The organism is Anaerotignum sp. (assembly GCF_017483025.1).
GTDB lineage: Bacteria > Bacillota > Clostridia > Lachnospirales > Anaerotignaceae > Anaerotignum_A.
This window is the reverse complement of sequence record NZ_JAFUMA010000119.1, coordinates 1-13,069: the sequence shown is the minus strand read 5'-3', so window position 1 is coordinate 13,069 and position 13,069 is coordinate 1. Positions and strand designations below refer to the sequence as shown.

12 protein-coding genes are annotated in these 13,069 nt (G+C 45.7%); all 12 read right to left on the bottom strand.

What is annotated here, in order from left to right; genetic code table 11:
- Positions 1 to 202 precede the first annotated feature (202 nt).
- On the bottom strand, positions 203 to 877 hold the full coding sequence (locus tag IJ369_RS10140) for an amino acid ABC transporter permease (protein WP_290718686.1): 675 nt from the start codon (positions 875 to 877) through the stop codon (positions 203 to 205).
- A gap of 32 nt (positions 878 to 909) precedes the next feature.
- A complete protein-coding gene (locus IJ369_RS10135; protein ID WP_290718684.1) occupies positions 910 to 1,755 on the bottom strand; it encodes a transporter substrate-binding domain-containing protein in 846 nt (281 codons plus the stop codon).
- A 20-nt stretch (positions 1,756 to 1,775) separates the two neighbouring features.
- Positions 1,776 to 2,960 carry a MalY/PatB family protein gene (locus tag IJ369_RS10130; RefSeq protein ID WP_290718682.1) on the bottom strand — a complete coding sequence of 395 codons (1,185 nt, stop codon included), beginning with the start codon at positions 2,958 to 2,960 and terminating at the stop codon, positions 1,776 to 1,778.
- A gap of 20 nt (positions 2,961 to 2,980) precedes the next feature.
- Complete coding sequence (locus IJ369_RS10125) at positions 2,981 to 4,165, bottom strand: M24 family metallopeptidase (RefSeq protein ID WP_290718680.1); 1,185 nt, start codon at positions 4,163 to 4,165, stop codon at positions 2,981 to 2,983.
- Positions 4,166 to 4,190: 25 nt separating this feature from the next.
- Positions 4,191 to 4,844 carry a DUF1847 domain-containing protein gene (locus tag IJ369_RS10120; RefSeq protein ID WP_290718678.1) on the bottom strand — a complete coding sequence of 218 codons (654 nt, stop codon included), beginning with the start codon at positions 4,842 to 4,844 and terminating at the stop codon, positions 4,191 to 4,193.
- 67 nt (positions 4,845 to 4,911) lie between these two features.
- Positions 4,912 to 5,055, bottom strand: coding sequence for a YezD family protein (locus IJ369_RS10115; RefSeq protein WP_290718676.1), 144 nt, complete (start codon positions 5,053 to 5,055; stop codon positions 4,912 to 4,914).
- A gap of 23 nt (positions 5,056 to 5,078) precedes the next feature.
- Positions 5,079 to 6,020 (bottom strand): cysteine synthase A, encoded by a 942-nt coding sequence (cysK, locus tag IJ369_RS10110; protein ID WP_290718673.1) that lies wholly within the window; start codon positions 6,018 to 6,020, stop codon positions 5,079 to 5,081.
- A gap of 498 nt (positions 6,021 to 6,518) precedes the next feature.
- Positions 6,519 to 8,939 (bottom strand): ECF transporter S component, encoded by a 2,421-nt coding sequence (locus tag IJ369_RS10100; protein WP_330612996.1) that lies wholly within the window; start codon positions 8,937 to 8,939, stop codon positions 6,519 to 6,521.
- Positions 8,912 to 9,808 carry an energy-coupling factor transporter transmembrane component T gene (locus IJ369_RS10095; protein WP_290718671.1) on the bottom strand — a complete coding sequence of 299 codons (897 nt, stop codon included), beginning with the start codon at positions 9,806 to 9,808 and terminating at the stop codon, positions 8,912 to 8,914. The genes IJ369_RS10100 and IJ369_RS10095 overlap by 28 nt, the downstream gene beginning before the upstream one ends.
- 15 nt (positions 9,809 to 9,823) lie before the next feature.
- The gene (locus IJ369_RS10090) at positions 9,824 to 10,504 is read right to left on the bottom strand and encodes a DUF4430 domain-containing protein (RefSeq protein WP_290718669.1); all 681 of its coding nucleotides are present in this window, start codon (positions 10,502 to 10,504) and stop codon (positions 9,824 to 9,826) included.
- A 9-nt stretch (positions 10,505 to 10,513) separates the two neighbouring features.
- Positions 10,514 to 12,106 carry an S-layer homology domain-containing protein gene (locus tag IJ369_RS10085; RefSeq protein WP_290718666.1) on the bottom strand — a complete coding sequence of 531 codons (1,593 nt, stop codon included), beginning with the start codon at positions 12,104 to 12,106 and terminating at the stop codon, positions 10,514 to 10,516.
- 12 nt (positions 12,107 to 12,118) lie between these two features.
- Positions 12,119 to 13,069: S-layer homology domain-containing protein (locus tag IJ369_RS10080; protein WP_290718664.1), on the bottom strand; the 951-nt coding region annotated here is incomplete at its 5' end.

Sequence of the window (13,069 nt, the reverse complement as noted above, 5' to 3'; positions counted from 1 at the left end):
TCAGTATCGTATGCAAAACAGGTACTTTATGTATTCTGGCCAGCGCGATCAGAAATGCCAGAGGCAAACCGATGGCCACAGCGACTGCAACGATAAGCAGCGTCGTAGGGATACCCAAAACTGCCTGAAAAAAATTCTGTATCGCAAACTCTAAATCAAAATTCATATTCTCACCTCCGTAAAAATGCCTTTCGCGCAAAAGTTATTTCATAATCTTGCTAAAACGATACGTAAGCATATCTACGAATTTCCCGGTGAGCAAAGACAGCATCCAGTACAGCAAGGAAACTGCGAAATAAACCTCTATGATATGTGCACCATAATTCATACTGTTGATGACCTTTGCCTGGCCCATTACATCGATCACACCGATCAGATAAGCCAGTGCCGATTCCTGAAATAGCGCGATCAGCATATTCCCCATGTTTGGCAAAGCCACAAAAACCACCTGGGGCAAAATGACCGTAACCATCGCCTGTAACGTTGTAAGGCCTACTGTCAATGCCGCTTCCATCTGCCCTTTATTTATGGAAAGATAGGCGGGGCGGATGATTTCCGACAATGTTGCAGAGGAATACACGGTCAGCGCCGCAATCGAAAATGCCGTCTTGCTCCCATTGCTGATATCCAGACCAACTATACCAAAGAGCAGTGGGAGTCCATAATAGGACAGAAACAACAAAACGATAACCGGCGTACATCTGATCAGCGTTGTAAAAAGCTCTGCGATCTTTTTCAGAAATCTGCTCCCGCTCAGCTTCATTGCCGCAAGCAGTGTGCCGAAAATCAACCCCAGTATCATCGCCCACACAGCAATATAGATCGTAACTCTCAGAAACGGTATCAATTTCACCAGGGTTTCCAGAAAATAACCCATAGCATCACCTGCCTTCCTTTCTCTGCATTCCTTTATTCTTCTGTGATATAAGGAATGATATCTTCACCGAAGTATTCAATGGATTTTTCAGTAATGAATCCATCTTCTTTCAGCTGCGCCAGAGCTCTGTCGTATGCGGCTGCCAGTTCTGTTTCCGCAGGGTTGAACAAGCTCCATGTTTTGATGGCAGTAAAGGAATTGAATACCAGCTCGTTTTCAAGGCCCAGTTTACCTACTGTCTCATCAAAAACATTCTTGCTGCTCACAGCTGCGTCATATCTTCCGTCAGCGATCCAGTTGAGTTTCGTTGCTGCATCTACCCAGTCACTGTCCACCAGGTTCAGCTGTTTATCAGGGTGTTCCTCATTATACTGCACTACGATACCGTACATGCCGCTTGTAGTCGCGATTGGTGTCAGCGTTACTCCTTTTTCATATACATCGTCCAAAGTCCCAATATCAGCATTTTCTTTCTTTACTGTCAGGCCAATGATATTGCCGCCGATACATTCTTCAGGGAACAGATATTTTTCTCTTCTTTCATCGTTGGAATAGAAGCCGGCTATGGCTGCTTTATATTTGACTGTATCCAGCCCTGTCAGCAGCGCTTCCTGAGATACTGCTTCATATTCAAATTCATATTCGGGCAGCAGTTCGTCGATTTTCTTTGCAATGTCGATATCATAACCGGAGGGTTCCCCCTGTTCATCAATATAGGATGTGGGATACAGGTCCTGTCTGATACCGATCAGCACCTTCTGCGCGCCGTCAGAAGAAGCCGCATCTGCGTTTTCTGTTTCTGCGGAATTGCCGCAGCCTGCTGCTGTCGCTGCCAATACTGTTGTCAAAATAAATGCTGTGATTCTTTTATATTTCATAGGTGTTTCCTCCTCTTTCCTTATCCAAATACCTTTTTCAGTCTGTTCAATGCTTCTACGACAATTGTTCTGGGACAGGCAAGGTTGAATCTGGCAAAACCTTTGCCCTCTTCTCCAAACCATTCCCCCAGATCCACTGCTACTTTTGCTTCTTCCAAAATCTTTTTGTTGATTTCTCTATCAGAAAGACCGGTTCCTCTGAAATCTACCCACAGGAAATAGGTGCCTTCTGTTACCGATACTGATACACCAGGTAAGTTTTCCTTTATAAATGCAGCAGCGTAATCGATATTGCCTTTCAGATAGTCCAAAAGTTCAGTCAGATACTCTTCTCCATGGTTATACGCCGCCTCCAAGGCTGCAGCGCCAAACAGATTGAGGCCTACTGCTTCATTCTGATTGATACGGCGGATATACTGCGCTCTGACCTCTTTATCCGGCACGATGATCGCAGATGTTTTCAGACCAGCCAGATTAAAGGTTTTGCTGGGTGCATAGGCAGCAATCAGATATTTGTAATCTCCGCTCACCAAAGCAGTTGGTGTATGCTGATAGCCTTCTAAAATCAGGTCCGAATGGATCTCATCGGAAAAAATGAACACATTGTGCTTTTTGCAGATCTCAACGACCTTCTGCAGCTCTTCCTTTGTCCATACACGTCCAACAGGATTATGGGGACTGCACAGGATAAACAGTTTTGTCGTTTCCAGAGCAGCCTTTTCTTCAAAATCTTCAAAGTCAATTTCATATCTGCCATCCTTCAGAATCAAAGGACTTTCCACTGCCACCCTGTTATTGTATTTGATACAACGATCCTTGAATGGATAGTACACAGGGGGCTGGATCAGTACGCCATCTCCTTCCTTTGTAAAGGCCTGCACCGCATAGGTCACAGCAGCCACCACGCCAGGCGTCGCAACTACCCAGTCATTTTCGATTTGCAGACCATGTCTCTTGAGCAGCCAATCCTTAACAGCATTGTCAAACTCTTTTCCCTTTCGGCAAGGATAGCCATAGATGCCAAGTTCCGCTTTCTTCTTGATCACTTCAATGACTTCATTGGGTACCCTGAAGTCCATATCGGCGACCCACATGGGAATGGCACCGGAAGTATCATATCCAGGAAAACGTGCTGCAAAATCATCCCATTTGCTGCTGTCTGTTCCCCTTCTTTCTATCACTTCATCAAAATTATATTTGCCCACCTTTTCAGCTCCTTTCTATCTTACAGATACAGACTGGGGCTGGCTTTTGTAAACAACTCAATGCCCGTTTCCGTTACAAGGAAAGTATCTTCAATGTTATATGTCTGGTTTTTGGAGCTATAATAAGGAAGCTCGATATTCAATACCATGCCTGGTTCAAAGACGCGGTGTTCATCGGGTGCAATAAAAGGATATTCTTCCGCATACAGATCGCAGCCCAGAGAGTGGCCCTGATGGCCTCTGATATAGCCTGTAAAACCTCTCTTTTTCAGAACATCATGGATACCATTGAAAATCTCGCTCATTTTTACGCCGGGGCCAATGTTGTTGATGGCAAATTCATAGCCGGCCCAAAGGTGTGCGTAAAGTTCTTCTCTGTTTTTATAAGTTGCTCCGCCAACAGCGAAGGTTCTTGCCAGATCTGAATTGTAGCCTTTATAGTTGGGGCCGCCATCCAGTCGGATAATGTCGCCTCTGTCGATCCTCGTATGGGGTGCAATAAAGGATGGTGTAAAATTGCTGCCAATGGTATGGGCATTGGATACGGAGATGATATCGGAAGACCAGGAGAATCCGGTCACATTGAACAGATTGATCACATCCGCTTCCGTCATGCCGGGAACGATCTCCTTCGCCACCTTATTCATAGTCAGTTCACTGTAATGGGCCGCCGTTCTCAGCAAATCGATTTCCCAGGGGGTTTTGATCGCCCTTGCCTCCGTCAGCAGATTCTTCACATCCACCAGGTTCTTTTCCCCAAAAGTATCCGCCAAAAATTGCCATGCTGTGTGTGTCAGCCTGGAGAACTGTACCCCCAGTCGGATCTCCTTTTTCTGTTCCGGCAGAAATTGCAGCGCTAACTTATATGTTTTATTCAGATCGGGCTGCACTTCTTTTTCCATGCCCTCTACAGCGTAATCCGCAATATAGATCCAGGTGGGATAAGAAATGATTTCCACTTCCTTTACGGCCATTTCTGCAGTTTTGCGGGCAAATTCGCTGACTACCAGCCCAGTCTTGCCTTCTTTTGTTACTACAGCTACCGCAGAACCGATATTCCCGCTGCTGTAAAGGTCTCTGGATGCAAAGCCTGTAGCATAAAACACTGCATCACCCGATGTAAACAGAGCCGCATCCAAATTTTCTTTTTCCAGTTGCTCCGTAATTCTATTTACAATTGCCTTCTGATCTCTTTCGATCGCCATAATATCTACCTTCTTTCCTTAAAAATCAATCTTCTAAAAGTTTTTTATAATAAGCGCTGGATTGATAGATCGCCCCGGCAGGATTATGAGCCAGCACTCTGTCTTTTGTAATCAATGTTGTGGTAATTGCTTTTGCGTATTTATAAAACAGACTGTCATGTCCAACGCAAAGTCCGACGACCACATTAAAATCTGTTTTCTGCTTATTCAGAAGCTTTGCCTGCAGAATTGGATTGCACATGGCATTTCCCGTCGTACAGGTGTACCTGGGGTCAACGCCAATATCCGTCTTATCAAAAGCCCCAACCTTACAGGCTACGCCATATACCTCAAATCCGTTTTTTCTGAGAATTTTGGCAAAAATGCGGCTTTCCTCGATCAAACCGATGCAAGTGGCAATACCGATTTTTTTATAGCCCATACGTTTTGCAAATTCGATGATTTCTTCTACTCTTGTGTATTTGCCATAAAATTCTCCTTCGATCTCCGCCGATACGATGGAAACCTTTTTATTCACCCTGTTTTCGTAAAGTTTTTTCACTTCCGCTTTTTCTTCTTCATCCAAGGCTTCCGTCAGGCAAAACTCAGGATATTTTCGATTTCTTTTACTGCAGTTCAAAACCCCGCAGTCTGTACATGTAAATTGTCTTAAATTCTCGCTCAATAGTATTTCCTCCATAAAAACAAAAATGGAGACTGTGATTTTTTCTAAACTTCACAGCCTCCAATTTTTTTGGTCAGCATCTTTAACGTATTTTATATTTTTCATTTTTCTCGATCAGAACGATGACTCCATCTTGAACCGTAATATGCAAGGAGCCATACTTGATCGAGCTAAGTTCTTTTTTTATTTGTTCAAGCCCAGCATCTAAATTTTTGTTTTCACTCATTGATCCATCCTCTCCTATCAAAATCAGTCATTGGAAAATAATGGTGTGGACAAATATCTGTCGCCAGAATCAGGCAGAAGCACTACGATCTTTTTCCCTTTGTTTTCCGCTCTTGCTGCAACGATCTGCGCTGCCTTTAATGCCGCCCCGGAAGAAATCCCTACCAGGATACCTTCGCTGACAGCAAATCTTCTGCCTTCGATAAACGCATCATCATTTTCAATGGCAATGACTTCGTCATATACTTTTGTATTCAAAACTTCCGGAACAAAGCCGGCGCCGATCCCCTGGATCTTATGGGCACCGGAATATCCCTTGGAAAGAACAGGGCTGGTAGCCGGTTCCACTGCGATCACTTTTACGTCTGGATTTTTCGCTTTCAGATACTCGCCTACGCCTGTCAGTGTGCCGCCAGTACCTACGCCGGCAATGAAAATATCTACTTTGCCTTCCGTCTGTTCATAGATTTCAGGGCCTGTCGTTTCTCTGTGAATCTCAGGGTTGGCAGGGTTTACAAACTGACCAAGAATAATCGCATTTGGAATGGTTTTTTCCAGTTCATTTGCTTTTTCAATGGCGCCTTTCATCCCGCTGGCGCCATCTGTCAGCTCCAATTCTGCGCCATAGGCCGCCAGCAGCTTTCTTCTTTCAATACTCATTGTTTCAGGTAAAGTGAAAATCGCTTTGTATCCCCTTGCTGCTGCAACAGCCGCAATGCCGATGCCTGTATTGCCGCTGGTAGGTTCGATGATGGTTGCGCCAGGTTTTAATACGCCTTTTTTCTCTGCGTCCTCGATCATTGCAAGGGCAATACGGTCTTTTACAGAACCGGCAGGATTCAGATATTCCAGTTTTGCAAAAATTTCTGCACCTTCATCAAATCCAGCTTCTTTTGTATATCTGTTCAATTTCAGAAGGGGTGTATTACCAATTAATTCAATAGAACTTTCAATGTATCTTGCCATAATAAAAATCCTCCTTTATTTTTTGAAATAAAAAAAGGTATTCCCATGAAGAAGAATACCTGTAAGACCTTGGTCCATATGCAGTAAGCTTTTCTCAGATAATTTCAACATGACAAAAAATCCGTATACTTTTTTGAAAGATACAGCAACACATCATTTCCATTTTGCACATGTTTTCATTGCATCTGATCTTTGTCATGCTTCTTTCTCCTTTCTTTAAAAATCTATTTTAGGCTTTTCAACCTACAATCTTTTCAAAAATACTTTTTCTCTTATATCTGCCTGATCGAAGCTTAAAACATATAAAACATATGTTTTTTATATGTTTTAATGTAATATAGTGGTTACTATATCTCATTTACCATAGTTTGTCAACCATTTTTTATAAAATTAATTTAGTATATATTCAATAAATCTTAGAGCCTTATAAGTACAGGCACGATACAGCATTTTTAGTGGGATTTTCGAAAACCACATGATATTGTTGTTTTATATATACTACTCCACAAGGCCATACTTCATTTTGATCCGATCTAATTTCTCCAACATCGGTTCTGCAGCGAACCATAAAAACAACCATGTTGCCAATCCCTGAATACAATCAACGGGCAATCCCGTCAGATAATACGCCAGAATGATATTCAAATCCATACTATTTCCAGACAGCAATGCCGCAGCAGGGTTCATGATACCACCATAGATGAACACTGCCGAAAGCGCACCAAAAATGCAAAGCGACAGCCGTTTTCTCTGCAGCATACCCTTGCGGAACAGTATCCCCGCCAGAAATCCAATAATGCCCATGGCAAACATCTGCCACGGCGCCCAAGGCCCCTGAGAAAAAAGCATATTAGAGACGAGCATGGTCATAGCGCCTACCAAAAAACCACTTTCCCCACCAAAAGCCACCCCGGCTATGATAGTAAGGGCGATAACAGGCTTAAACTGAGGCAGCATGAAAAATGCCGTTCTCCCCGCCACTCCCAGTGCACAAAGCACCGCAATGATGACCAGTTCTCTGGCTTTTGGTTTCCTTCCTTCAAAGATGAGGAAAAACGGCAGCATCGTTTCCAGTAAGATGACGAGAGAAATGATGTTATATTTCCTGCTCCCCAGATAATACACACTGATAAACAGTGTCAGCGGGATAGCCAGTAAGATCATCCACGCCGCCAATATTGTTCGTTTCTGTAATTTTCGATTTTCTTCTTTGGGTCGAGATATTATAAATTTTTCATCCTGTTTATCTGCCTTCGGCAATGCAGGGATATCCTGCGGAAAATCCGGGGCAGGCGGTAAATTTCCACCACAGGCAATAATCACATCTTCTGTTGTAACAGCCATAGGCAAAACATCCCTTGCCATGCGGTTCGCTGCTGTTGTATAAAAACTGTTCCCAAAAAAGAATTTTCGAGGTGTCCCCATGGTTACGATATTCCCATCGAAAAACAGACCACAGGAATGGACATATTGGGCGCAGAACTCGACATCATGACTGACCATGATGATCGTCATGCCCCTTTGCAGCAATCTCTGCAAAATTTCCGCCAGCACCTGCTTGAATTCCGCATCCAGCCCCTTTGTCGGCTCATCCAGAAAGAGAATATCCAGCTCCAGAAGTAGCACCTTCGCCAACGCTGCCCGCTGCTGTTCCCCGCCGGAAAGGTCATAAGGATGTCGTTCCAGCAATTCCGCCAATCTGCAGATTGCCGTCACATAAGCCACCTTTTTTTCCTGTAACTCTGCAGACCACTTTCTGCCTTTGCAAATCTCATACAGGTCTTCCCGTACCGTTTTTTTCACAAATACTGTCTGGGGATTCTGCGGCAAGACACCCACAGAGCCGTTGATCTTCACTTCTCCCCGATAAGGCCGCAACAGTCCTGACAGCAATTTGAGAGAGGTCGTTTTCCCTGTGCCATTGCCGCCCAATAGCGCAAGAAATTCCCCCTTCCTGACTTTCAGGTCTAACCCCTTTACGATGTCCTTTCCATCTTTTTCATAGCGGAACCAGAGTTCCTTTCCTTCCAAAACAACTTCATCGGAATATGAAAATTCTTTTTCTTTCGGTATCTCCTGAAAATCATGTCCTTCGGCAAAACTCCGCAGCCATTCTCTGCCATCCCGCACCGTTACAGGACAATCCATTCGATTTTCTACCGCCGCCCAGACCTGCATGGCCGCAGGCATAGCCAGAAACATCTCATGCCCTTTTTCTTTCAGCAGTTTCCCAACCTCCTGCGCCGTTCCGACACAAAGGAGTTTCCCTTTTTCCATCACCGCCACACGGCTTGCCAGTGGAAAGGCTTCTTCCAGCCGATGCTCCGTCAGGATGATGGTCGTTCCCAGTTCCCGATTGATTTTCCCCAGCATGGAAAGAAACTCCGATGCGGCGATGGGGTCTAATTGGCTGGTGGGTTCGTCCAGAATCAGGACAGACGGCTGCATGGCCATGACAGAAGCCAGATTTAGCAGCTGCTTCTGTCCCCCTGACAGTTCTGTTACGTTTTTGTAAAACCATTCCTCTATACCGAAAAAAGCCGCCATTTCTGCCACCCGATGGCGAATGACAGGGGTCTCATACCCCAGGCTTTCCAGGCCAAAAGCCAGTTCATGCCAGACCTTGTCCGTAACGATTTGATTTTCTGGAGACTGCTGCACAAAACCAATTTTCTGTGCTTGTTCCCTGTGGCTCAGCTGTTTCAACGGTATTCCTTTAAAAAGGATTTCTCCTTCTCTCCTGCCATGGGATGACAATGTTGTCTTCAGCTGTCTTAACAATGTAGATTTCCCACAACCGGAAGAACCACAAAGCACCAGAAATTCTCCCTCCTGCACAGAAAGACTCAGACCGTCAATGGCTTTTTTCGCCTGTTCCGGATATGTAAAACTTAGATTTCGGATTGTAAACAGTTCCATTTCCGATCCTCCCTTCTGTCCAGAAATACAGGCGTAAAGCAGAGAGCCAGATAGACCAGCTGAAAACCGACGTTCAGTGGTATCAGTTCCGCCCCCTGTATCACGGGAAAATACCCCCACGCCATGCCGCCGCAAAGAGCGCCAATGGCGATAAAAACGCTGCAGAACAGCAGCCACAGCAAAACCATCTTATCCCGCCCGTCAAAACGATAGATGGAAAAGGCTGTCCGCCCTTTCAGACCATAGCCGCGGCTTTTCATACTATCCGCCGTTTCAATGGCGTTTTCCAATGCCCATGTGACCATGATGGAAAAGATGGTCACCGTATGCTTTATGCGGGAAATAATCCCCCCATCGGAAATATCCCTGCCCACGCATTTCTGAGCTTCCCGCACCACCCGAAACTGTGCCTGATATTTCGGCACAAACCGCAGCGTCATGCTTAAAATCAACGATAATGCAGGGATGATACGCCCAAAAAGATACCCGAATTTATCAGAGGTCATCACTTCCGTATAACAGGAAAACCACAGGATGACCGCCGCCAGCATCCCCGCCGCGCCGATGCCATAAGCGATGCTTTCCAGCGTCAGAGGGTTCCCCGAAGGCAGATAGGTCAGGATAGTCACTCCCGCATGGTTGAAGGCAGGGTTCAAAATTGCCGCCATCAGCATCATAGGTAGAAGGTAGAATAGAGTAAACCGCACCATTTTCCAGCCTTTCAGATAAATGCCATAGCTCAATGCTCCTGCCAGAGAAATACAAAGGCTCACGGGATGCATGAAAAACATCGTACATCCCAGCACCAGCGCAAAATACAGAAAATTCACCAACGGATGATAGGAAGAAAACGCATCTCTGTTCTGCATCCCACTCGCCTCCTTTTATTTCGTCGCGCCGTTGCGGGCAGAATAACCGCCGCCAACATCATTCCCCAGATCACAGGTATATACCCATTCGATCACATCGTCATCCTCCAGCTGATAACGGGAACAGCCGTAATTGGGAAACCAGTCATTGACTTTGTACATCCAACCAGAAAGGTCTCCGGCATCAAATTCATAAAGATTATGAATACCCTCGATATAAGCGCTGTTGTAAAGGGGCATGTCCATAAATTCCAGATGGATCTTCTGCTGCTTGCAGGCCCTCTGCAGTACATGGAACACGTTCTCCCCTTCGTAAAAAGTCACTTCCATGGGCTGTAACACCCATCCGTCGGAAGGAATCAGCCCCAACTTCGCAGAATCCAATAAATCCTGATTTTCCAGAAGGGTGGCACAGGAAATGGAAATCGTACAATGGAGTGCCTCCTCGCCGACCTCCGTCTTCTGTGGCTCTACAGGCTGAGGCTTTCCTTCCGGAACGGGTTCCGTCTGATAGATATCCTTTTCCTGCGTTTCCTGTGCCGCTTCTTCGATTGGTTCTTCACTCTCCTCTTCTGCGGTCTGTACAATCGTCGTTTTTGCTGTCGGCTCAGATGCTGTTTTGCCGCATCCGAAAGCAAACAGCAGCACACACATCATGCAAAAAAGCAGAAGATATTTTGAAATTTTCTTTTTCATACTTCCTCCTTACAGTAGCTCCGCACGATCCAACAGATTGTAAATCATCAGAGCGATCTCGCTTCGGTTGATGTTTCTATTGGGTTCAATATTCCAGTCACACTGGTCAAGGATATTCTTCTGATAGCAGAACGCCACACTTTCCCTTGCCCATGGGGAAACGGAAGGATAGTCCCCGAATTGGGTCAGCATGTTCTGAATGGCATATTCCTCCAGCTCCGTATCCATGCCGCAAAGTTTTGCCGCCCTTGTTACCATAGAAGCCGCTTCCTGTCTGGTGATGGTGCCGTTAGGGTCGAAGGTGATCGCCGTTTTGCCGCTGACCAGACCGTAATGATAAGCAGTTCCCACGGCACTCCAATGCCATTCACCCTTTTTCACATCTGTAAATTGGTTTACCTCTTTCTGAGGCAGACCTAACGCCCGCACCACGATGGAGGCAAACTGAGCGCGGGTCATGGTCGCATCGGGGGCAAAGTTGTCTTCATTCACGCCGCTGATGATTCCGCGGGAAGCCAGAGCTTCAATTTCTGTTTGCGAAATATGGCCCTGAATATCAGCAAAAGTTTTTCCTTCTGCAATGGCTTCCGCTTTTCGGATGTCACTCTGTTTTTCCCCAGAAGCTTCTTTCCCATCAGCCACGGAAAGGGTCACATCGTCCATTCTGTACAGACTGCTTTTTCCTTCCAGATTCCGCCATGCAGAAACCAGACCATAAAGTCCCTGTTCCGTCGCCATCAGGTTGCTTTCTCCATCACCTGTGTGACTGAAACTACCGTCCTTATTCCAATAACTCAACAACGCATCCAGAAGGGTATTTCCATTTTTCACGAACCGCTCATCTTTTAAATCGATACCTAACTCACCCAAAGCCACGATGACCTGCACCACACTTTCAGAATTATTGGTATCATAACTGGAGAAACCTCCTGTTTCATCCTGCAAATTACTTAAACAGGTCAAAGCCTGCTCTACAGCTGTTTTTACGGCAGTCTGTTCTATGTAATTTGACAACGCCTGCAGCACCATCCCCGTCACATCAGGGTCTACGCGGCCCTTGCCCGAAAGATTCCAGCCGCCATCCGCCAGTTGCCTGGATAAGATCTCATCCACATATCGCTGACAAATTTCTTTTGTTCCATTGGTGCCGTTGTTCAGAGCCATCAACGCCCAAATGGGACCATTGATGCCCTGCGCCGTCACTTTTTCAAAGTCCGCCAAAGGTTTCAGCAGATCATAGCCACCCACGGAAGATATATCTGCGCCAATCGCCGTCAGCGCCAGCGCCACACGGCTGTATTCCGTATATTTCTTCCCATGGAGTACACCTTTTTTATCTTTCAGCGTTTCTTTGACTGTTTCATAGTAAGTTTCAAAATAATCGTCAGGTACATCGGCTTCACTTCTCGCCAGCCCGATGATCGTCCATTCCCCGCCAATGGAACTGACCTGTGGCTCTTTTACCATTTTCTGCAGATATGCCGCAGTCTTCTGTATTGTTTTTTCCAATTCCGATCTATCTGCCGCAAAGGCAGGCACTGAAAAACTGAGCATCAGCACCAGTACCATGAGGGCAGATAACATTCGCTTTATATTTTTCATTTTTCTTCTCCATTATTTTGCAAAACCACGATGCAGGAAGGTCACGATCTGCCCTCTTGTACAAAGGGCATCAGGACTGAACATCCCCTCGCCTGTGCCGAAAGTGATTCCATTTTCCGCCGCCCAGAGGACTGCATCATGGTAATATTCCCCTTCGGGCACATCTGTAAATGCCGTTGTTCCTTTCACCTCAGGGCATCCTGCTGCTCTCCAGAGGAAAACTACCGCCTGAGCACGGGTCAGCGTCATTTCAGGACTGAAGGAAATACCATCTGTACCGCTGGCAAGTCCGTTTTCGGTTGCCCACAAAATTGCATCATGATAATACGTATCCTTTGGCACATCAATGAAGGGTACAACCTTTGTTTCAGGTTCAGAGCTACCCATCATACGCCAGATAAATGTCATTAGCTGACCGCGGGAGCATGCCCAGTCCGCACCGAACTCTGTTTTTGTTGCACCGGAAGTAATGCCTTCTGCCACTGCCCACTGTGCAGCTTCATAATAGTAACTATCTGCGGAAATATCTGTATAAAGTTCTTCGATGACAGGATACTGCAATGCAGGCTGAATCTCCTCCTGTCCCTCTTCTTCGATAATTTCTTCCAGAATTTCTTCTTCCTCTTCTTCATAGCGAGAGCCTGCGTCAGGGTCTTTCGTCCAGTCCTTTGTATAATAGAAAAGGATCTCATCGCCATCTTCCAGTTCATAGTCTTTAATACCTACATCAGGCAAGTCACCGTTGACCTTGTAGAGCCAGCCGGAGTTATCCCCTTCATCGAATTCACCCAATGTTTCACCGTCTTTCGTCATGGATTCGATATATCCGCTGGAAGCCCCTTTCTGGGTAATCCCGCTGCCCTTTAATGCTTCTATAAAAGCATCGTATACAGTAGCCCCCTCATCCACGGTCACAGATTTATCTTCCATCCAATCCTCCCCATAAGCGTCAATGCTGACTTC